This is a genomic window from Curtobacterium sp. PhB190 (genome assembly GCF_004365385.1).
Classification (GTDB): domain Bacteria; phylum Actinomycetota; class Actinomycetes; order Actinomycetales; family Microbacteriaceae; genus Curtobacterium.
Map to the genome: position 1 here is coordinate 182,009 of NZ_SODN01000005.1, position 21,682 is coordinate 203,690.

The following is a 21,682-nucleotide window of genomic DNA, read 5'->3' on the forward strand; positions in this document are numbered from 1 at the left end:
ACCCCCACCAGACCGAGCGCCTCGCCTCACGCCAAGCGCGACGCCACGAACTCCACCATCCGCCGCACCAGCAACGCCCGCGACGACGCCCGCCGGTACTCGTGCCCCTCGCCCGCGAGCTCCAGGTACTCGACGTCGTGCGCCCGCTCCCGCAGCGCCGCGACCACCTGGTGCGCCTCGCCGATGGGGACGTTCGTGTCGAGCTCGCCGTGCACGACGAGCAACGGCGCCGTGACGTCGTCGATCGCCCGCATCGGCGACAGGGCCGCGAGCAGCGCTTCGTCGTCGACGGGGTGTCCGTACTTCGTCGCAGCGGCAGAGGCGATCCACGGTTCGGTGTCCCGGTAGAACGTTGCGAAGTCGCTCATCCCGCACACGGCGACACCTGCCGCGAACACGTCGGGCGTGAACGCCAGGGATGCGAGGGTCGCGTACCCGCCGTAGGAGCGGCCCTCGACGGCCACCCGGGAGCGGTCGGCGTACCCGTTCGACACCAGGAACCGTGCGCAGTCGACGACGTCGGCGAGCGCGTTCCAGCGCAGGGCCAGGTCGTCGGCGTGCACGAACTCGTGTCCGTACCCGGACGAACCGCGGATGTTCGGGGCGAACACGGTCACCCCGGCGGCGGCGAGCGCCTGGTGCTGTGGCGAGAACGTGGGTCGTTCCTGCGACTCCGGTCCGCCGTGCAGGTGGACGAGCGCTGCGTGCGGGCCGGGAGGAACGTCCTGCGTCGCGCCATCGGCATCCGCCGACGACGCGGCCGGCTCCACCGCCCGGTACAGCCAGCCGGTCAGCTCCAGTCCGTCACGCGCGGCGAACCGCTCGAGCGTCGGCTCGACCAGCTGCACGTCCGGCAGTGCGGGAACGTCGGTGACCCGGTTCCAGGTGAGTGCGTTCGTGTCGAGCCGCCAGAGTTCCCGCGGTCGGGTGGGCCCCTCGACGGCGAGCAGCACGCTCCGGCCGTCGCGGCTGAGCACCGGGTCGGTGACCACGTACCCGGGCAGGTCCGGCACCGGGGTGCGCGAGGCGTCGTGGGTGTTGATGAGGTCGAGTTCGCTGCGCCCGTCGACGTTCCAGACGAGCAGCAGCGTGCGGCCGGCGTCGTCGGCGTCGAGGTACTCGAGCTCGGCGTCGGGCCGTTCGGCGATCCGGCGGGGTGTGCCGCGCCACCCGTGCGGTCCGACAGGCTGGGCGACGAGTCCGCGGCGGGGCAGGCCGGCCTCGGTGGCGACGTAGGCGACGAGCGGGCTGGTCTCGCTCGCCGGCGAGGGCCGCAGGAACGCGATGTCAGCGGACCCGTCGGGATCGTCGGCGAACAGGGCGTGGCTCTCGTCGGTCAGGCGGTCGACCACGACGACGAACTCCTGGCCGCGCTGCCCGTCACTGAGCACGACGAGGCGTTCCTCCACCGACAGGTCGAGGATGTGGATGAGTTCGCCGACGGCCAGGTCGTCGCGGTCGCCGGACACCGGGTCGACCAGGTACGAGCGGGCCGGCTGGTCGGCTTCGGTCGAGGGCAGCGTGATGACGACCCGGTGCCCGCTGCGGCTCCACGGGCCGAGCTCGGCGTGCTGGTACCGCGAACCGGCGATCTGTGCGGCGTCGGTGCCGTCCGGCCGGACCACCCAGACCTGCTGCTTCACGCCGCCGTCGGTCGCGATCGCCACGGCGAGCCACTCCCCGTCGGACGACCACGACACCCGGATCACGGGGTCGTCGGACAGCGCGATCCGGACCGGTTCCGGCAGTTCGCCGTCGACGACGACGTCCTGCACGAACACCTCGGGGGTGCCGTGCCGGTCGGACACGAACGCCACGCGCCGGGCGTTCCGGGTCATGGTGGGGCCCCACGACCCCCAGGCGGCGGCGAGCCGCTCACCCAGGTCGGCCGCGGCCCTGGTCGTGACCGAGGGACGGACGTCGGCCGACGACGCGACGCTCGCCGAGCCTCCAGTCCGGATCGAACCCACGTTCACCGCACCCCCTGCTGCTGCAGCCACATCTCGATCAGGCCGAGCTGCCAGAGCGCGTTGGCGCCGATCTCGGTCCGCGTGCTGTTCGGGTCCTGGAGCATCCGCTCGACCGTACCCGGGTCGAACAGGCCGCGCTCACGTGCTTCCGGCGCGTGCAGTGCCGCGCGCACCCGCTCCAGGTACGGGCCCTCGAGCTGCCGGATCGCGGGCACCGGGAACGACCCCTTGCTGCGGTCGATGACGCTGTCGGGGACGATGCCGCGCGACGCCCGCTTCATCACGCCCTTGCCGCCGTCCGACAGCTTGAGCGCGGGCGGGATCGCGCCGGCCAGCTCGACGAACTCGTGGTCCAGGAACGGCACGCGGGCCTCGAGGCCCCACGCCATCGTCATGTTGTCGACGCGCTTGACCGGGTCGTCGACGAGCATCGTCATCGTGTCGCTGCGGAGCGCAGCATCCACGCTCGTCTCCGCGCCCGGAACCGCGAACGCAGCGTCCACGAACGCCGACGGGGTGTCGTCGTCGCTCTTCCAGCGCTCCCCGAGCAGCCCCTGCAGCGCCGGCCACCTGCGGTCCATGAACACGGAACGGTAGGCCTCCGCCGCCTGGTCGCGGGGCACGTCCGCCAACGGCGGGTACCAGTCGTAGCCGGCGAGCACCTCGTCGGCACCCTGGCCGGACTGCACGACCTTGACGTGCTGCGAGACCTCCTGCGACAGCAGGTAGAACGCGACGCAGTCGTGGCTGACCATCGGCTCGCTCATGGCGGCGACCGCACCGTCGATGCCGTCGAGCAGGCGCGTCGACGGGATGTGGATGCGGTGGTGGTCGGTCCCGAAGTGCTCCGCGACCTGGTCCGAGTACTCGAACTCGTCGCCGGACTCACCGCCCGCCGCCTCGAAGCCGATGCTGAACGTGGCGAGGTCCTGCTGCCCGGCCTCGGCGAGCAGCCCGACGACCAGGGACGAGTCGATGCCGCCGGACAGCAGCACGCCGACGGGGACGTCGGCCACCATGCGGCGTTCGACGGCGGTGCGGAGCGAGCCGATGAACGCCTGCTCCCAGTCCTGGTCGGTCCAGTCGGCCCTGGCGGGGTCGCGTTCGAACCGCGGCTCCCAGTAGACGGTGTCGCGGGACGTACCGTCGCGCTCGATCACCCGGACGGTGGCGGGCGGGAGCTTGCCGACACCGGACAGGATCGTGCGGGGTGCCGGCACGATCGAGTGGAAGCTCATGTAGGACGCGAAGGCGACGGGGTCGATGGACGTGTCGATGCCGCCGCCGGCCAGCACCGCGGGCAGGGACGACGCGAAGCGGAGCCCGCCAGGTACCTGTGCCACGTACAACGGCTTGATGCCGAGCCGGTCCCGCGCGAGGACGAGTCGGCCGCTGGCGTGCTCCCAGATCACTATGGCGAACATGCCGATCAGGTGCTCGACGAAGGCCGTGCCCCACTCGGCGTAGGCGACGGCGATGACCTCGGTGTCCGACGTCGAGAAGAACTCGTGACCCTTGCCCCGCAGCTCGTCACGCAGCTGCTCGTAGTTGTAGACCATGCCGTTGTAGGCGATCGTCAGTCCGGCCCGGGGCAGCACCATCGGCTGCGCACCGGCGGTGGACAGGTCGACGATCGACAGCCGTCGGTGCCCGAGCGCGACCGGTCCGCGTGCCCACAGCCCGTCACCGTCGGGGCCGCGGTGCACCATGCACCCGGTCATCCGCGCCACTCCTCCGACGTCCGGGGCCGTGCCGTCGAACCGGATCTCGCCCGCGAGTCCACACATCAGCGCTCTCCCTCGGCCGCCGCCTTCGCGGCGGATCCCACGATCCACGTGTCCTTGGCCCCGCCGCCGCGCGACGAGTTGACGACCATGCTGCCCTCGGGTGCGACCCGGGTCAGGGCGACGTCGGCGAGGTGCGCGTCGTCCGCGCCGGTACCGGTCAGGTAGACGAACGCGCGCAGGTCGACGTGCCGTGGGTCGAGGCCCGCCGGTCCGATGGTCGGGTGCGACGACAGCTGCACCACTTCCTGCCCGACCCAACCAGCAGGATCCGCGGCGATCTCACGCCGTCGCTCGGCCACCTCGGGAGCGCTCGCGCTCGGCCCGATCAGGACCCCGCGTCCGCCTTCGCCGTCGACCGGCTTCGTCACGAGTTCGCCGACCCGGTCGAGCACGGACAGCCGTTCGCCCTCGATGCTCGTGCGGTACGTCGGCACCGACTCGAGCAGCGGCTTCTCGTCCAGGTAGTACCAGATCAGGTCCGGCACGTTGACGTACATCGCCTTGTCGTCGACCAGGGCGTTGCCCGGGGCGTTCGCCAGGTGGACGTGTCCGGCCTCGGCGACGTCGAGGACGCGGGCGCCCAGCTCCGGCGCGTGCTCCGCGGTCAGCGCGCGCACATCGCGGTCGATCCGCAGGTACAGCCCGTCGAGCACGTCGCCGGTCGTCGCGTCGACCACGCGTCCGTCACGGACGTCCAGGTCGGACCCGGCCAGGAGGCGCAGCCCGGCTCCGTCGGCCAGCCTGCGGTGCTCGAACCACGCGCCGGCGGCGGGGCCGTCGCTGACGAGTGCGAGCACCGGGTCCGGGTTACCGGTCACCGCGGTCGCGTTGGTGCGCAGGGTCTCGCGCAGCCGGTCGGTCACGCCGTGCGGGTCCCGCAACAGCGCCGGACGGGGCGCGTCGGGCACGACGGCGTCCATGAGCTCGCGGAGGGCGATGCCGTACGCCACACCCGAGGGTGAGCGCACGTTGTCCTCGAGCACCCGCCAACCGCCGAACTCGTTCCGCACCAGGTCGAAGCCGAGCACGGGTGCCCGCACCGCGTGACCGGGCAGGCGCGAGGCGTCGGGGTCCCAGCCGTTCGCACCGACGAACTGGTGCTCGTCCATGACCCCGTCGGCCACGATCCGCCGCTCGCCGTACACGTCACGCAGGAACAGTTCGATCGCCCGTGCGCGCTGCCCGAGGCCGCGCTCCAGCTGCGACCACTCGTACGCGCTGATCGTCCGCGGCACCAGGTCGCACCCGAACGCCTGCACGCCGCCGTCCACGACGAAGCCGACCTCGTGCTCGCGGGTCCAGGCGTCGCGCGCGGCGCAGTGCTCGTTCGTCGTGTCGGCGTCCCAGGCGGTGAAGTACGTCGCCAGGTCGCGGAACGCCGGACGGGGGCGGGCACCGGGGCCGACCGCTTCGTCGCCGGCGCGCACGCGGTACCCGGGGACCGCGACCGCCGGGTCCTCGTCACGTCCGGACGGCGTGCCGGCGGTGTCCTCGACCACCAGGGCGACGACGTCGTCGAGCTCCCCGCGCTCGGCGTACGCGGTGCGCTGTCGATCGGTGGAGTTGCCGCGGGCCAGGGTCGCCTCGAGCAGGTCCGTGACAGTGCCCCAGTCGCCGAGCTCCTCGAGTTCCGGGCGCAGGCGGGACACCAGTTGCCGGACGGCGACCTCGGCGGGCAGGCGGTCCGGGTGCTGCCCGAGGCCGAGCAGTTCGCCGCTCAGCCCCGTGCGCGCCGCCTGCCACATCGCTGCACGGTGCAGGGGTTCGCTGCGTGGGTGCCACTCGGCGCCGGACTCGACGGCGACCTCGGCCTTCCGCACCGCGGCCCGGAACAGGCCGGCGATCAGGACCGCGTCGTCGACGATCGGGGTGGCGTCGCAGACCCGGAGCTCGAGCGTCGGAGCGTGCGACGACGGCCGCACGTCGAAGTACGCCATCTTCTTGTCGGCGATCACGCCCGAGGCGATCAGGTCGTCGAGCACCTTGTCGTACTCGGCCGCGTTCGACACTCGCCCGAAGCTGCCGGCCGACGGCCACCGCTGCCAGATGATGCTGCGGAACGACGAGTACCCGGTGTCCTGCCCGTTCCAGAACGGACTGGACGCGCTCAGGGCCAGCAGCACCGGCAGCACCGGCGCGACCCGTTGGGCGATCTGCACCGCCAGGTCGCGATCGCTCACCCCGACGTGCACCTGCAGGCCGCAGATGAGCTGCTCGTCGACGAGCATCCGGTACTGCTCCTGCATCCGGCCGTAGCGCCCGCCGCTGGTCAGTTCGAAGTCGGCGTACTCGGACCGCGGCGCGGTGCCCACCGACGCGATGGTGACCCCGGCCGGTGCGATCGCGGCGCTGAGCTCCCGGCGCAGGTCGACGATCACCCGCCGCAGGTCGTCGAGGGTGCGCACCACGGGGGTGTTCGTCTCGATGGTGGTGCGCTGCAGTTCCGCGCCGAAGCGGTCGGCGGGCAGCTTGGGCAGAAGGCGCGGGGCCTTCGCGGAAAGTCGGCCGGACTCGAGGTCGATGAGGTGCAGCTCTTCCTCGGCGCCGAGCGTCAGCTCTGCACTCATGGCTGGAACCTACGCGCGGCCGCTGTGGCGTGCGCCGCGGCACACCGCCTGACTCGCGTCCGTAACACGCCCGTCAATCGAGCGTCACGAGCGCTGCGCCTCCCGGCCGCACCGTGCGCCCGTCGCCGCCCCGTGCGAGGTTGCACGCTCCGTGCCCGGTTACAAGCGCGCACCACGCGCGCAACCTCGCACCAGCTCACGCACCTCGCACCGTGCGACCCGCGCGGATCGCGCACCGGTCCGCGAAAGCCGCACCGTGCTGTGGACGCACCGCACGTGCGGACGGGAGGCACGGCGCCAGCCCGCCACGCGCCTCCCGCCCGCACCGTGCGCACCTCGCCACCCCGTGCGAGGTTCCACGCACCGTGCCCGGTAACAAGCGCGCACCACGCGCGCAACCCCGCACCAGCCCGCGAAAGCCGCACCGTGCTGTGGACGCACACCACCCGCCGGACGGGAGGCACGGCGCCAGCCCGCCACGCGCCTCCCGCCCGCACCGTGCACGCTTCGTCACCCCGTGCGAGGTTCCGTGCTCGGTGCGAGGCGCGCGGGCTCGCACGGAGTACGGAACCTCGCACCAGGCCACGCACCTCCCACCGTGCGTGCGGCGCCTACCCGCGCGTCCGGGCCAGGCGCCGGTTCAGCGCACCGTTCAGCAGCGCCACGAGCAGCCCCACCGCGAACACGAGCGTCCCGAAGCACAGCACCTGCGGCGGCATCCCGGCCTTCGCGGCGCCGTACACGAACAGCGGGAACGTCACCGCGGGCCCGGCGACGAACGAGGTGATGACGTAGTCGTCGATCGACATCGCGAGCGCGAGCAGCCCGGCCGCGAGCATGCCCGGCGCGAGCAACGGCAGCGTCACGAGCCGGAAGGCCTGGAGCGGCGTCGCCCCGAGGTCGCTCGCTGCCTCTTCGAGCACCCGCGACGTGCCGGAGATCCGGGCGCGGAGCACCACCACGACGTACGCGACGTCGAATGCCACGTGGGTGATGAGCACGGTCAGGAACCCGGTGCCGAGCCCCACGGACAGGAAGAACGACAGCGACGCCGAGCCGACCACGATGGACGGCGCCGCGATGTCCGCGAACACCACGGCGTTCACGGCACCGCGGCCGGGGAACCGGTACCGCTCGAGTGCCAGGGCCAGCGGCAGCCCGATCGCGACCGAGATGATCGCGGCCAGGAACGCGACGACGACCGAGGTGACGAACGCGGCTCCGAGCCCGCACACGTTGACCAGGTTCGCGTACCAGTACGTCGTGAAGCCGTTCCACGCGAACGACAGCCGGTTCGTCGGGGCGTCGTTGAACGAGTACACGATCATGTAGACGATCGGGACGAGTGTGATCGCGATGGTGACCCAGTAGACGATCGCGAGCCAGGGCCCGCGGCGGTTCACGCCGTGGCGGCTCGGGCCGCGGGCGATCCCGCCGGTGGCCGGTGCGGCGGACGATCGGGTGGGTGCGACGGCGGTCATACGAGGTCCTCGAGGTCGTCGGTGCCGGAGACGCGGGCGTAGATGAACAGGATGATGCCGAGCACGACCATGAGCACGGTCGACAGTGCCGCGGCGACGTTGTACTGCTGGTTGCCGGAGTACGCGTCCTGGATCGCCTGACCGATCGTGTAGGTGTTCGTGCCGCCGAGCAGCGCCGAGTTCACCGGGTCGCCGACGCTGTCGATGAACACGAGCAGGACGCCGGCGAAGATGCCCGAGCGGGACAGCGGCAGCGTGGTGTGCCAGAACGCCCGGAACTTGCCGGCGTACAGGTCGTTGGCGGCCTCGCCGAGTCGCGGGTCGATGCGTTCGAGCGCGGCGTAGATCGGCAGCACCATGAACGCCAGGTCGTTGTAGGCGTCGCCGAAGATCACCGCGCCGCCGGTACCGAGGATGTGGAAGTCCTTGCCGGCCAGGCCGATCGCCTGCAGGAAGGTGACGACCGGACCCTGCGACGCGAGCACGAACGCCCACATGTCGGTGCGGATGATGAACGACACCAGGAAGCTCACGAACACGAGCATGAGCAGCGGGTTCTTCCACCGCGGCGAGACCCGGAACGCGATGAAGTACGCCACCGGGTAGCCGACGATGATGGTCACGACCGTGGCGGCGGCGCCGTACCAGAGGGACCGGAGCAGGAACGTCAGGTAGGGCACCTGCGGGTCGATGAACAGGGAGCCGTAGATCCCCCAGTTCCACGTGAAGGTGTACCCGTCGTCCGGGTTGCCCGACATGAGCGAGACGATGAGCCCCGACACGAGCGGGATGACGAAGAACACGCAGAGGTACGCGGTCCCGACCAGCGCGAGCAGGAAGGGCGTGCTGCGACGGCGTCCCCGACGGACCGGTGCCGGACCAGCACCCGGTGTCGGTGCGGCACCCGGGCCGGCGACCCCGACGGCGGTCACGACTGCACCACCGCGTTGAAGATGCCGTTCCACTCCGAGTACTCGTCGTAGTTCTCGAACACCCGGAACTCGTGCGACCGGTCCAGCACGTCGGAGTCCGGGAACACCAGCGGGCTGTCCGCCACCGTCGCGTCGTCGAGCTCGTCACGGACGTAGGCCTCGGCGCTGGGGACCGGGCAGACGTAGTTGACCCAGTCCTCGACGATGCCCGCGATCTTCGGCGTGTAGTAGAAGTCCATCCACTCGAGGGCGGCCACCGGGTTCGCTGCCTGCCGCGGGATCATGAGGTTGTCGTGCCACATCATCTGGCCCTCCTCCGGCGTGACGAACTTCAGGTCCTCGAACCCGGACTGCTGCGCCTGGAAGACGTCGCCGGACCACGCCTGGGTGATCCAGGTGTCGCCGTTCTCGAGCTTGTTGATGTAGCTCTGGTCGTAGAAGCCGGTCACGCTCGGGCGCAGTTTCCGCAACCACGCCTGCGCTTTCCGCCAGTCCGCCGGGGTGGACGTCTCCGGGGCGATGCCGTTCGCGAGCAGCCCGAGGGAACCGAGCTCGGTGTTGTCGCTCATCAGCCCGACGCGGCCCGCGAACGCCGGGTCGAGCAGGTCCTGGAACGACGTGATCTCGCGGTCGATGTACTTCGGGTTGTAGGCGATCCCGGTGAAGCCGGTCTGCCAGACGACGGAGTGCTTGTTGCCGGGGTCGTACGTCGGGTCCTTCACCGAGTCGCCCGCGTTCGCCGCGAAGTTCGGCAGCCGCGAGTGGTCGAGCTCGCACACGAAGCCGTTCTTGATCATCTGGGTCAGCTCGAACCCGTTGGTCATCACGACCAGGTCGTAGCCGGTGGCACCCTGCGCCCGCAGGATCGGCGAGACGGTCGCGTAGAACGTCGCGTTGTCCTGGATCACCGCCTGGTAGTCGACGCTGATGCCGGTGGCCTTCTGGAACAGCGCGAGCGACTCGGACTTGCCGTGGTCGGAGTCGATGTAGAGCGGCCAGTTCGCGAAGTTCAGCTGCTTCGTCGCCTTGGCGTCCTTCCAGAACGCGGTCCAGTCGACGGCGTTCTCGGCGCCGGAGGCGGCTGAGCCCTTGATGCTGCACCCGGTGAGCAGCGCCGCGAGCGCGGCGGCTCCTCCGCCGGCGAGCAGGCCGCGTCGGCTGACGCGCGCGGACGTCAGTCCGCGCAGCAGGTCCGGGCCGGGTCCCCCGCCGGTCACGCGAGCGATCCTGCCGTGGCGGGTGCGGACTGGAGGCCCGTGGCGGCGTGGGTGGTGACGGTCTGGTCGGACGCGGGGTGCGCCTCCAGGCCGAATCCGTGGTCGACGCCCCACGTGAGCCAGACCTCCGTGCCGGTGGCGATCCGCGGTCCGCCCTTCGAGTTCTGCGCGAAGACGGAGACGCGGCCGGCTCCGGGGACGTCCACCAGGTACTGCGTGCTGACTCCGGAGAACGAGACGTCGACCACGCGGCCGGGGCCGAGGATGTTGCGGCCGGCTTCGGGGGTGGGCTCCGAGGTGCGGATCTTGAGCTTCTCGGGGCGGACGCCGACGACGACGCTGCCCGAGGTCCGGACGGCGCGGTCGGCCGGGACGGCGATGGTGCCCGCCGGGGTCGCGACCACGAGCAGCGGACCGTCGGTGCCGCGGACCTCGCCCTCGAGCAGGTTCGACTGGCCGAGGAAGTTCGCGACGAACGCGGTCCGGGGCAGTTCGTACAGGTCCTGGGGGCTGCCCATCTGCTCGATCCGGCCGCCGTTCATGACGGCGACCGTGTCGGCCATCGTCATCGCTTCTTCCTGGTCGTGGGTGACGTGCAGGAAGGTGAGCCCGACCTCGGCCTGGATCGTCTTGAGTTCGAGCTGCATCTGGTGCCGGAGCTTCAGGTCGAGCGCACCGAGCGGCTCGTCGAGCAGCAGGAGTGCCGGCCGGTTCACGATCGCGCGTGCCAGCGCGACGCGTTGCTGCATGCCGCCGGACAGGGAAGCGGGGCGCTTGTCGGCCGAGGCGTCGAGTTCGACCAGGTGCAGGGCCTCGCGCGCCTTCGTCATCGGGTCCGGGATCCGTCGCCGCTTCAGGCCGAACGCGACGTTGTCGAGCACGCTCATGTGCGGGAACAGCGCGTAGTTCTGGAACACCGTGTTGACGGGCCGCTGGTAGGGCTTCGTGTCGGTGACGTCCTCGCCGCCGATCGTGATGGTGCCGCTCGTGGGCTCCTCGAGCCCGGCGACCAGTCGCAGGGTCGTGGTCTTGCCGCAGCCCGAGGGGCCGAGCAGGGCGAAGAACGAGCCGGCCGGCACCGTCAGGTCCAGCGCGTCGACCGCGGTGTGGCCGGGGAACGACTTGGTGATCTGCTCGAGTCGGAGATCGGCTCCGGATTCGGCGAACGTGCCGGTCATTGCCATGGTGCCTCCTGCTGCTTCGGAAGGATCGGGGTCAGCCGATGTAGGACATGACGTGCTTGATGCGGGTGTAGTCGTCGAACCCGTACTGGGACAGGTCCTTGCCGTAGCCGGAGTGCTTGAACCCGCCGTGCGGCATCTCGGCGACGATCGGGATGTGGGTGTTGATCCACACACACCCGAAGTCCAGGTCACGGGCGAAGCGCATCGCCCGCGAGTGGTCGGTCGTCCACACCGAGCTCGCGAGCCCGTACTCGACGTCGTTCGCGGCGCGCAGTGCGTCGTCCTCGGTCGTGAAGCGCTGCACGGTCTGCACGGGGCCGAAGACCTCTTGCTGCACGATGCGGTCGGTCTGGCGCAGGCCGGACACGATCGTGGCCTGGTGGAAGTAGCCGACGTCGCCCTGCCGCCCGCCGCCGAGCTCGATCGTGGCGTGGTCGGGGAGGGTGTCGACGAAGGACCGGACCTGGGCGAGCTGGTTCGCGTTGTTCACCGGGCCGAAGTACGGCGTGGCCGTGTCGGCGCCGGTGGTCGCGGTCGCACGTGCCGAGGCGGCGAGCGCCGCCACGAACTCGTCGTGGATGCCGTCCTGCACGAGCACCCGGGTGGCGGCGGTGCAGTCCTGCCCGGCGTTGAAGAACCCCGCGGCGACGATGCCGGCGACGGCGGACGGGATGTCGGCGTCGTCGAACACGATCACCGGGGCCTTGCCGCCGAGCTCGAGGTGGGTGCGCTTCAGGTCGCCGGCGGCGGCGCGGGCGACCTCCATGCCGGCGCGGACGGACCCGGTGATGGACACGAGCTGCGGGGTGGGGTGGTCGATCATCGCGGCGCCGGTGGTGCGGTCGCCGACGACGACGTTGAGCACGCCGGGCGGCAGGAACTCGGCGGCGACCTCGGCGAGCAGCAGGGTGGAGAGCGGAGTGGTGTCGCTCGGCTTGAGCACGGTGGTGTTCCCCGCGGCGAGCGCCGGGGCGAACTTCCACACCGCCATGTTGAGCGGGTAGTTCCACGGGGTGACCTGGGCGACGACGCCGATGGGCTCGCGCCGGACGAACGAGGTGTGGTCGGCCATGTACTCGCCGGCGCTGCGGCCCTCGAGGTTGCGGGCGGCTCCGGCGAAGAAGCGGATCTGGTCGACGGACAGCAGGATCTCGTCCTCGACCAGGGTGGCCCGGGGCTTGCCGGTGTCGAGGGACTCGAGGTCGGCGAACTCCGATGCCCGCTGCTCCATGGCGTCCGCGATCCGGAACAGCGCGAGCTGCCGTTCGCCGGGGGTCGTGCGTCGCCAGGTCGCGAAGGCGGTGCTCGCGCTCGTGAACGCGGCGTCGACGTCGGCGGCCGTGGACACGGGGGACGTGCCGTAGACCTGCTCGGTGGTGGGGTCGACCAGGTCGAACCGGGTGTCCGCGCCCGACTCGACGAACGACCCACCGACGAAGTTGCGCACCTCGTGCGTCGTGGTCACCGTTTCCGTCGTGTCCAGCATGGCGGTGATCCTGACACGGATTCCGGCGGCGCGGAAGACGGATTCGGAGGTTGTGGAGAACCGTAACAACGGAAATCGTCGCGAAACACGGTGTTCACAACGGAATCCCTTGCGCGCTCCGGGCCTCGCTGCCATGCTGTCCGGCATGGCGGCAGCACCACGACGTCCGGGACCGATCGACGACACCTCGAAGCGGATCATCGAACAACTCCAGGCGGACGGCCGCCGTCCGTACGGCGAGATCGGCAAGGCCGTCGGTCTCAGCGAGGCGGCGGTCCGGCAACGAGTCCAGAAGCTCACCGAGACCGGCGTCATGCAGATCGTCGCAGTCACCGACCCGATGCAGCTCGGCTTCCACCGGCAGGCGATGATCGGCATCCGGGTCAGCGGCGACACCCGAACAGTCGCCGATGCCCTCGAACAGCTGCCGGCGGTCGACTACCTCGTCATGACCGCCGGCAGCTTCGACCTGATGGTCGAGGTCGTCTGCGAGGACGACGACGACCTGATCGAACTGCTCAACGGCACGATCCGGGCCATCCCGGGCGTCGCCGGCACCGAGACCTTCGTCTACCTGCAACTCCGCAAACAGCTCTACGACTGGGGAACGCGATGACCATCTCAGACCAGACGACCGGACAGCCCACGCGGCTCCACTCCTACGACCCGTTCGCCCCGGTCGACGACGCCGACCTGCAGCGGAAGTCCCGGGACCACCTGTGGATGCACTTCGCCCGACACGGTGCGAACCAGGCCGGTGCCGACGTGCCGATCATGGTGCGCGGCGAGGGCCACCACGTCTACGACAGCCACGGCAAGGGCTACATCGACGGGCTCTCCGGCCTGTTCGTCGTCGCCGCCGGCCACGGTCGGAAGCGCCTGGCCGAGATGGCTGCGAAGCAGGCGGAGACGCTGAGCTTCTTCCCGATCTGGTCCTACGCGCACCCGGCGGCCATCGAGCTCGCCGACCGCCTGGCCGAGCACGCCCCCGGTGACCTCAACAAGGTCTTCTACTCGACGGGCGGCGGCGAAGCGGTGGAGACCGCCTTCAAGCTCGCGAAGTACTACTGGAAGCTCCAGGGCAAGCCCATGAAGCACAAGGTCATCTCGCGCGCGGTCGCCTACCACGGCACCCCGCAGGGTGCCCTGGCGATCACCGGCATCCCGGCGATGAAGCAGATGTTCGAGCCCCTGACGCCCGGTGGCTTCCGGGTGCCGAACACGAACTACTACCGCGCCGAGGAGATGGGCTTCCCGGGCGGCACCGAGGAGCAGTTCGGCTTCTGGGCGGCCGAGCGCATCCGCGAGATGATCGAGTTCGAGGGCCCCGACACCGTCGCGGCGGTGTTCCTGGAACCGGTGCAGAACTCCGGCGGCTGCTTCACCCCGCCGCCCGGGTACTTCCAGCGGGTGCGCGAGATCTGCGACGAGTACGACGTCCTGCTCGTCTCCGACGAGGTGATCTGCGCCTTCGGCCGCATCGGGACCATGTTCGCGTGCGACACCTACGACTTCGTGCCGGACATGATCACGTGCGCGAAGGCGATGACCTCGGGCTACTCCCCCATCGGCGCGACCATCATCAGCGACAAGCTCTTCGAGCCGTTCTCCAAGGGCGACACGACCTTCTACCACGGGTACACGTTCGGCGGGCACCCGGTGTCGGCCGCCGTCGCGATGGAGAACCTCGACATCTTCGAGGAAGAGGGCCTGCTCGCGAACGTGCGGCAGAACGCCCCGCTGTTCAAGGCCGAGCTCGACACCCTGAAGGACCTGCCGATCGTCGGGGACGTCCGCGGTGACGGCTACTTCTACGGCATCGAGCTCGTCAAGGACAAGGCCACCAAGACGACCTTCGACGACGACGAGTCCGAGCGGCTGCTGCGCGGGTTCCTGTCGAAGGCGCTGTTCGACGCCGGGCTGTACTGCCGGGCGGACGACCGCGGCGACCCGGTCGTGCAGCTCGCTCCGCCGTTGACCATCGGGCAGCCGGAGTTCCGCGAGATCACCTCGATCCTGCGGAGCGTCCTGTCCGAGGCCTCGTCGAAGATCTGACCGTGAGCGGCTACCGGGGCGTCTCGTTCTGGCTCGACCAGCTCGCGTCCACCGGACGCGACGACCTGGCGCCCCGGCCGCCGCTCGACGGCGACACGACCGCGGACGTCGCGATCGTCGGCGGTGGACTGACGGGTCTCTGGACCGCCTGGTACCTGCACCAGGCCGACCCGGGCCTCCAGATCGTCGTCCTGGAACGCGAGATCGCCGGGTTCGGCGCCTCCGGTCGCAACGGGGGCTGGTGCTCGGCCTTGTTCCCGCGCTCCGCGGAGTCCGTCGCGCGCGAGCACGGCCGTGACGCCGCACTCGCGCTGCGCGCAGCGATGCGCGACACCGTCGACGAGGTCGGGCGGGCAGCGTCCGAAGCCGAGGTCGACTGCGACTACGTGAAGGGCGGCACCGTCCTCTACGCGCGCTCCGCCGTGCAGGAACGCGCGGCGCACGACGAGGTCGCCTCGTCGGCCGAGTGGGGCGACGACATGACCTGGCGCCCGGCTCGGCCCGGCGACGCCGCCGGATCGGCGGGGGTCGCGTGGACCCCGGACTGCGCGCGGGTGCAGCCCGCAGCACTGGTGCGTGGCCTGGCGGCCGCCCTGGAGGCCCGGGGCGTCCGGATCGCGGAGCACACGCCCGCCTCGTCGTGGGACCACGGGCGTGTGGTCACGTCGCGTGGGACCGTCACGGCCGGCGCGGTCGTCATCGCGGTCGAGGGGTACGGCGCACAGCTCGAACAGACGAAGCGGCGGATCCTGCCGCTCTACTCGCTCATGATCGCGACGGCGCCGCTGCCCGCGGCGGTGTGGGACCGCATCGGCCTGGAGCACGGGCAGACGTTCTCCGACTACCGGCACCTGCTCGTGTACGGGCAGCGCACGGCAGACGACCGACTGGCGTTCGGCGGACGCGGAGCCCGCTACCACTGGGGGTCCGCGATCACCCCCGGCTACGACCGAGTGCCACGCGTCTTCGAGCACCTGCGGAAGTCCCTGGCGGAGTTGTTCCCCGCCGTCACCGACGCCCCGATCACCCACACGTGGGGCGGCCCGCTCGGGGTGCCGCGCGACTGGTGCGCGTCCGTCACCTGGGACGGGCACGTCGGCACCGCTGGCGGCTACGTCGGTGACGGACTCTCCACGACGAACCTGGCCGGGCGGACGCTCGCCGACCTCGTGCGCGGGGTCGCGTCACCGCTCACCGCGCTGCCGTGGGTGAACCACCGCTCGCCCGACTGGGAGCCCGAGCCGCTCCGGTTCCTCGGGGCGAACGCCGGACTCGTGGCGACCGACCTGGCCGACCGCGAAGAAGCCCTGACCGGACGGCCGAGCCTGGCGGCGCGGCTGATGGCACCCCTGACAGGAGGCCACTGATGGCTGCACTCGATGCCGACGTCGTCGTCGTGGGAGCCGGGGTCGCCGGGCTCGCCACTGCCCGGGCGCTCGTACTCGACGGCCAGCGGGTCGTCGTGCTCGAGGCCCGCGACCGGATCGGCGGCCGCACCTGGACCGACACCGCGCTCGGCGTGCCCGTCGACCTCGGCGCCTCGTGGATCCACGGTGTCGACGGCAACCCGCTCTGGGCCCTGGCTCCCCGGTTCGGCATCGAGACCGTCGAGTTCACCGTCGGGAGCTTCCAGTTCGACGGCCGGCCGATCGCGTGGCACGGCCCCTCCGGCGCGCCGCTGTCCGAGGCCTCGGCCTCCGCGTTCGTCGCGGACCTGCACACCGTCGACGCCGCCCTGGACACCGTCGTCGCACACGCTCCACCGCCCTCGACGTACGCGGCCGCCGTCGACACCGTGCTGCGGTCCCTGCAGTGGCAGGGCGACCGGGCCGCGCGGGTCCGCGAGTACATGGCGCACCGCTCCGAGGACCTCTGCGGCGCACCCGTGACCGTCCTCGACGCCCGCGGCCTCGAAGAGGAACACGTCCCCGGCGACGAGGTGGTGTTCCCCGGCGGCTACGCGCAGTACGCCGCCGCCCTGGCCGAGGGGCTCGACGTCCGGCTGTCCGCGGTCGTGCGGTCGGTGACGCAGTCCGCGACGGGTGTCGTGGTCGGACTCGCCGACGGTTCGTCGGTCACGGCGGACGACGTCGTCGTGACCGTCCCGCTCGGGGTGCTGCAGGCCGGCGACGTGACGTTCGACCCACCGCTCGCCGAGACGGTCACCGGTGCGATGGGCCGACTCGGGATGGGCGTCTACGACAAGGTGTTCCTGCGGTTCCCGGAGCGGTTCTGGGGCGAGTCGTGGGTGGTCCGCCAGCAGGGGTCGGCCGGTGTCGACTGGCACTCCTGGTACGACATGTCCCGCGTCACCGGAGCGCCGGTACTGGCCGCACTGGTCGGCGGGACAGGGGCCCGGCGCCTCGAGACCCTGCCGGACGCCATGATCGTCGAAGAGGGCGTCGGCGGCCTGCGGCGGATGTTCGGCCCGTCGGTCCCCGAACCCGAGGCGTTCCGCATCACCCGGTGGGCCGACGACCCGTTCGCACGCGGCTCGTACTCGTACCTGCACGTCGGGGCGTCACCGGACGACCACGACCTGCTCGGGGCGCCGTCCGGCCGGGTGCAACTCGCCGGCGAGGCCACGTGGGGCGACGACCCGGCGACCGTGCACGGCGCGCTGCTGTCCGGACTGCGGGCGGCCGGGCGGTTGCTCGGCTCCGAGGTCGAGCCGCTCGTGCTCGCGACGCCCGTCAGGGGCTGATCTGTCAGCCGAGGAGGTCAGTCTCCGGCAGCGGGGGCAGCAACGAGTCGAGCAGCGCGTTCGTCAACGACCCGGCTTCCAGCGCACGGCGTGGGGAGTCGGAGCCGAGCACAGCCTGCTGCACGTTCCACCACTGCAGGGCATCCCACCGCTGCTGCTCTGTCCCGTCGCCACCCTGCAACAGGCGGCGGTTGGCGTTGATGACGACGGGGAAGAGGTCACCAGTCTCGTCGTTGAACTGGAATGCGGGGTACCGGTGCGCCTGCGCGCCCGGCACTGCGAGTACGGCACCCTGCTTCCGGTAGTAGCCGAGCCGGCTCCGCTGCTTCGATTGAGACTCCTTGTGCCAGAGCCGAGCTGCCGCATCGACTGGGTACAGCAAGTCGATCCCTCGCAGAGCTTCTGCCCGCTCGAGGAGGACGCGGTCTCTCGCGTAGTCGGGCTGCCACACTCGTTCGGCTTCCCACCCCTGCGGGAATCCCATTCCACGCAACTTCTCGGCGCTGTCACCGGCGAACGACTCGATCAGGTCACGGAGCCCATCGCGTGTCTCGTTCGAGCCGTCGATGCGCACGAGGAAGTACGCGAGGACGACGAGTGTGCCGTAGACACGGCTCGACGGACGCGAGACCGGCGTCGTCCCGCTGATCTCGTCTGCCTGCTCTCGGAGGTGAGCCAGCTCAGGAGCGCCCTCAGGCACGGCGAGGGGAGCGGTCAGGTTCCGGTTCCACAACCGGGCATGGTGCGCCGCGGTGTTGCGGACCTGTCGCAGGTGCTCGAGCCAGTTGCTCAGGGCAGCTGCGTCCCCGTTGCCGTCGGGGAGGTACAGGTCGAAGTCGATTGCGATCTGTTGTCGGTGCCGCTGGCTCATACCGCCGAACAGCCTGTTGAGCGTGCCGAAGGACATGACCTCCGTTGCCGCCCAAACCGGCAACGGTCTCCCGTAGGTAGCCTCGAAGTGCGGCATGAAAGTCTCGTTCGACAGCTCCTCGGCGCGAGCCTGCTTCCGAAGCCACGACTGGTGGTCGCTTTCAATGTGATCGCAGGCGCTCGTACAGTTCGGCCCGCTGCAACTGCGATTCCTCGATCGAGTCCAATCTGAACTCAACGCTGACGGATCGGTATGGGTGAACGGTCCCGTTCGTCCCAGGAGGTGCCCGATCCGAAATCGGAGAGCGACCTCGACCCGTGACAGCGCGAGGAGAACCGCGGCTCGCAGCGCTTCATCGAACCGATAGCTCGCGATGACGTCGGCCAGACTCGAGCCTGCAACGAAGTCGGACGGGCGCGCCTCACCCTCCGCGCTTGCAGGAACGCGAAAGGGATACCAGTAGCCGGAGAGTCGGTAGTACCCGATCGACGCCAGGGCGTTGAGCGCGGTCGTCTTGTCTCCGATCTGAAGACCGCGTCGCTCGATGAGCTCCAGCTGGTCCTCGACGGACAGGAACGGCTTCGCGTAGGTGCTCGTCACACCGTCATCGTAAAGAAAACTGGCCGCCTCCCCTTGTCGGGAATGACGGCCAGTCGTGATGCCGCAACGATACCCCGACGGCCCGCCAATGTCACCCCCTCAGGCGACGTCGTGCTGCACCGCGGTGGGAACCCTTCAGTCGAACGCGGGGGTGTCGACCGAGCACGTCACGGGCTCACCCGCGGCAGCGGTCTCCGTGGCGATCTCGCGCTTGCCGTCGAGCAGGATCCGGCAGGTCGCCGTCGCGCCCCGCGCCGGGGCCGCCCGGACCGAGGCGCGCTGCTCGGCGAGGACGATCGACTCGTGCTCCCAGGTGCCCGCCTCCTGCGTGCCCGTCTTCTGGGTGCCCGTTTCCTGCGTGCCGAGTCGGTGCACCTCCGGGGCGTCGCCGCGCTTCTCGGCGCCCTCGACGCGGACGTCGGTCAGTTCCGACCCGGCCGACCCGTCGACCTGCACCTGGTACGTGACCGCCCAGGCGTCGCCGGTCTGCTGCTGGATGAAGGAGCAGCCGGTCGCGGTGAGGGCCAGGCCCCCGGCGAGGACGGCGGCTGCCACGAGACGGACGGGGCGGTGGATGCGTTCGGTCATGGCTCCAGCCTCGACCGGTGGCGATCCGGTGTCGTCCGCCGCTCGGTGCGCCGTCGTGCACCTCCGGGGCGACCCCGCGTCCGTCGCGCGGTGGACACGACGGACCGACGCGCCGCCACGGGTCACCTCCGCGCGAAGCCGGTGCGCGACACTCACACCGTGACCCCGACCAGGACCCGCCACCGCCACGAACACCGCGCACCGGTGGCGATCGCCGTCCTGGTGAACCTCGGGCTCGGCCTGTTCCTGCCGAGCGAGGTGCTGTTCTTCCCGTCGTGGGTGGTCCCGGTGCTCGGCGTCCTGCTGCTGATCCCGCTCGTCGTCTTCAACCCGCGGCGACTGACCCGCGAGACGACCTGGTCGCGGTGGGTGTCCTTCTCGTTGGCGATCCTGCTCACCGTCGCGAACCAGCTGACCGTGGTCCGGACGATCGAGGTGCTCCTCGGTGGCCAGGCCGACGGCGGTGCCGTGCTGCTCACCGCCCTGCAGGTGTGGGTGAGCACGATCATCGCGTTCGGGCTCGTGTACTGGGAGCTCGACCGGGGCGGGCCGGTGGCTCGTCGTCGTCCCGAGCTGTGGACGAGTGCCGAGGCCGACTTCCAGTTCCCGCAGGAGACCGACCCGAAGACCGCCGCGTGGCGACCGGTGTACCTGGACTACCTCTACGTCGCGATGACGAACATGGTGGCGTTCAGCCCGACCGACACCATGCCGATGACCGTGCGCGCGAAGATGATCATGGCCTACCAGGCACTCGGCGGGTTCATCCTGCTGGCCCTGGTCATCTCGCGCGCGGTCAACATCATCAGCTGAGGTCGCTCAGGAGCCGTGTGCCTCCTCCGACACCGGCTGCCACTCGCGCCAGGTCGCCAGGCGGGACGCGTAGTCCTTCTCGGCGATGCCGAGCGGTGCCTTGCCGAAGAAGACGCGCAGGGGCGGCTGCTCGGCGTCGACGACCTTCAGGATCGCCGAGCGGGTCGCCTCGGGCTTGCCGGGGTCGGCGGCCGACGGGCGCTTCGACGCGGCCTCGCGGACGTCGGCGTAGGCGGCGATCTCGTCGCTCTTCTTCGACGACGGTCCGGACCAGTCGGTCGAGAAGCCGCCCGGCTCGATGAGCGTCACGTGGATGCCGAAGCCGGCGACCTCCTGCGACAGGGACTGCGACAGCCCCTCGAGCGCCCACTTCGACGCGTGGTAGGCGCCGACCGTCGGGAACGCGCTGATCCCGCCGATGCTCGACACCTGGATGACGTGCCCGGAGCCCTGCTCCCGCATGATCGGCAGCGCGGCCTGGGTCACCCAGAGCGCCCCGAACAGGTTCGTCTCGAGCTGGGCGCGGACCTCGTCCTCGGTGAGTTCCTCGACCATGCCGAAGTGGCCGTAGCCGGCGTTGTTCACGACGACGTCGAGCGAGCCGAAGTGCTCCACCGCACGCTGCACGGCCGCGAAGTCCGCGGCACGGTCGGTCACGTCGAGCTGCAGTCCGAGGAACGTGTCCGGGTACCGGTCGACGAGTGCTTGCACGTCGTCGGTGTCGCGGGCCGTGCCGGCGACGGAGTCTCCACGTTCGAGAGCGGCTTCCGCCCACTCGCGGCCGAAGCCCTTCGACGCTCCGGTGATGAACCAGGTCTTGCTCATGCTGTCTCCTCCTGAGATCTGACGCGATCAGGCAACGCTCCCCGCTTCCGTGGCACCTGGAGGTCCGGGTGACGGACGCGGCAAGCGGACACCGGCGGACCGCGACTCAGGGTCGCGGTGCCGCGAACTCCAGGTTGACGTTGTCGGGGTCCTGCACGGACAGGATCACCAGGCCGAACGGCGGCAGGTCGGTGACGTCGCCGTGCTCGATGCCGGCGGCGTCCAGCCGCTCGACGGCGGCGTGCAGGTCGTCGACGGACCCGACGCGGAACGACACGTGGTCGAGGCCGACTCGGTCGGGATCGAACCGGTCCTCGGCGGGGGCGACCGGTCGCAGGCCGAGCGTCTGCCCGCCGAACGTGAACGAGCACCCGCCGTAGGTCCGCCACGGGTCGTCGTGGATCGTCGGGTCGTCGATCTGGTCGCTGAAGTCACTGCCGGGCGACATGCCGAACAGCTGCTCGTAGAAGGCCTTGCTCCGGCGGATGTCCGTGACCGTGAGGCGCACGTGCGAGAAGCCGAGCGGCGTGACGAGGGGTTCGCTCATCACCCCACCCAACTCCCCCTGGGCCTTGCGCTCGTTGACCATGCGATCAACAATG

At 70.7% G+C, this 21,682-nt stretch carries 17 protein-coding genes; 5 read left to right on the forward strand and 12 right to left on the reverse strand.

The genetic code is table 11. The annotated features are described in order from the left end of the window. Positions 1 to 26 precede the first annotated feature (26 nt). From EDF47_RS10010 to EDF47_RS10045, 8 genes are all read right to left on the reverse strand, one after another. The gene (locus tag EDF47_RS10010) at positions 27 to 1,976 is read right to left on the reverse strand and encodes a prolyl oligopeptidase family serine peptidase (protein WP_133938064.1); all 1,950 of its coding nucleotides are present in this window, start codon (positions 1,974 to 1,976) and stop codon (positions 27 to 29) included. Next, positions 1,973 to 3,757, reverse strand: coding sequence for an N-acetylglutaminylglutamine amidotransferase (locus tag EDF47_RS10015; protein WP_133938066.1), 1,785 nt, complete (start codon positions 3,755 to 3,757; stop codon positions 1,973 to 1,975). Before EDF47_RS10015 ends, EDF47_RS10010 begins: the two co-directional genes overlap by 4 nt. Next, positions 3,757 to 6,324: a carboxylate--amine ligase/circularly permuted type 2 ATP-grasp protein gene (locus EDF47_RS10020; protein WP_133938068.1), complete on the reverse strand. Its 2,568-nt coding sequence runs from the start codon at positions 6,322 to 6,324 to the stop codon at positions 3,757 to 3,759. Before EDF47_RS10020 ends, EDF47_RS10015 begins: the two co-directional genes overlap by 1 nt. Positions 6,325 to 6,935: 611 nt before the next feature. Continuing rightward, complete coding sequence (locus tag EDF47_RS10025) at positions 6,936 to 7,805, reverse strand: ABC transporter permease (protein WP_133938070.1); 870 nt, start codon at positions 7,803 to 7,805, stop codon at positions 6,936 to 6,938. After that, complete coding sequence (locus EDF47_RS10030; RefSeq protein ID WP_123339295.1) at positions 7,802 to 8,737, reverse strand: ABC transporter permease; 936 nt, start codon at positions 8,735 to 8,737, stop codon at positions 7,802 to 7,804. The genes EDF47_RS10025 and EDF47_RS10030 overlap by 4 nt, the downstream gene beginning before the upstream one ends. Next, positions 8,734 to 9,954, reverse strand: a complete 1,221-nt coding sequence (locus tag EDF47_RS10035) for a spermidine/putrescine ABC transporter substrate-binding protein (protein WP_165918680.1) — start codon at positions 9,952 to 9,954, stop codon at positions 8,734 to 8,736. The genes EDF47_RS10030 and EDF47_RS10035 overlap by 4 nt, the downstream gene beginning before the upstream one ends. Continuing rightward, positions 9,951 to 11,138 (reverse strand): ABC transporter ATP-binding protein, encoded by a 1,188-nt coding sequence (locus EDF47_RS10040; RefSeq protein ID WP_123292904.1) that lies wholly within the window; start codon positions 11,136 to 11,138, stop codon positions 9,951 to 9,953. Before EDF47_RS10040 ends, EDF47_RS10035 begins: the two co-directional genes overlap by 4 nt. Positions 11,139 to 11,169: 31 nt before the next feature. After that, a complete protein-coding gene (locus EDF47_RS10045) occupies positions 11,170 to 12,624 on the reverse strand; it encodes an aminobutyraldehyde dehydrogenase (protein WP_133938072.1) in 1,455 nt (484 codons plus the stop codon). A gap of 145 nt (positions 12,625 to 12,769) precedes the next feature. Between EDF47_RS10045 and EDF47_RS10050 the strand changes: the two genes are divergently transcribed. The 4 genes from EDF47_RS10050 to EDF47_RS10065 are packed head-to-tail and all read left to right on the forward strand — an operon-like array spanning position 12,770 to position 17,383. After that, positions 12,770 to 13,240, forward strand: a complete 471-nt coding sequence (locus EDF47_RS10050; RefSeq protein ID WP_027466949.1) for an Lrp/AsnC family transcriptional regulator — start codon at positions 12,770 to 12,772, stop codon at positions 13,238 to 13,240. Beyond that, a complete protein-coding gene (locus EDF47_RS10055) occupies positions 13,237 to 14,679 on the forward strand; it encodes an aspartate aminotransferase family protein (protein WP_123292906.1) in 1,443 nt (480 codons plus the stop codon). Before EDF47_RS10050 ends, EDF47_RS10055 begins: the two co-directional genes overlap by 4 nt. Before the next feature lie 2 nt (positions 14,680 to 14,681). Further along, a complete protein-coding gene (locus EDF47_RS10060) occupies positions 14,682 to 16,046 on the forward strand; it encodes an FAD-dependent oxidoreductase (RefSeq protein ID WP_133938074.1) in 1,365 nt (454 codons plus the stop codon). Next, positions 16,046 to 17,383 carry an NAD(P)/FAD-dependent oxidoreductase gene (locus EDF47_RS10065; RefSeq protein WP_133938076.1) on the forward strand — a complete coding sequence of 446 codons (1,338 nt, stop codon included), beginning with the start codon at positions 16,046 to 16,048 and terminating at the stop codon, positions 17,381 to 17,383. The genes EDF47_RS10060 and EDF47_RS10065 overlap by 1 nt, the downstream gene beginning before the upstream one ends. A gap of 4 nt (positions 17,384 to 17,387) precedes the next feature. Here the strand turns inward: EDF47_RS10065 and EDF47_RS10070 are convergent, their stop codons facing one another. Then, positions 17,388 to 18,854, reverse strand: coding sequence for an Abi family protein (locus tag EDF47_RS10070; RefSeq protein ID WP_165918697.1), 1,467 nt, complete (start codon positions 18,852 to 18,854; stop codon positions 17,388 to 17,390). Positions 18,855 to 18,989: 135 nt separating this feature from the next. Continuing rightward, positions 18,990 to 19,442 carry a hypothetical protein gene (locus tag EDF47_RS10075; protein WP_132099251.1) on the reverse strand — a complete coding sequence of 151 codons (453 nt, stop codon included), beginning with the start codon at positions 19,440 to 19,442 and terminating at the stop codon, positions 18,990 to 18,992. Between the two features lie 159 nt (positions 19,443 to 19,601). On the opposite strand from EDF47_RS10075, the gene EDF47_RS10080 reads away from it, so the two are divergent. Further along, on the forward strand, positions 19,602 to 20,255 hold the full coding sequence (locus EDF47_RS10080) for a DUF1345 domain-containing protein (protein WP_133938078.1): 654 nt from the start codon (positions 19,602 to 19,604) through the stop codon (positions 20,253 to 20,255). 6 nt (positions 20,256 to 20,261) lie between these two features. Here EDF47_RS10080 and EDF47_RS10085 read toward each other — a convergent pair whose 3' ends face one another. Both EDF47_RS10085 and EDF47_RS10090 read right to left on the reverse strand, forming a co-directional pair. After that, positions 20,262 to 21,080, reverse strand: a complete 819-nt coding sequence (locus EDF47_RS10085) for an SDR family oxidoreductase (RefSeq protein ID WP_133938080.1) — start codon at positions 21,078 to 21,080, stop codon at positions 20,262 to 20,264. A gap of 106 nt (positions 21,081 to 21,186) precedes the next feature. Beyond that, positions 21,187 to 21,627, reverse strand: a complete 441-nt coding sequence (locus tag EDF47_RS10090) for a VOC family protein (RefSeq protein WP_133938082.1) — start codon at positions 21,625 to 21,627, stop codon at positions 21,187 to 21,189. Positions 21,628 to 21,682 lie beyond the last annotated feature (55 nt).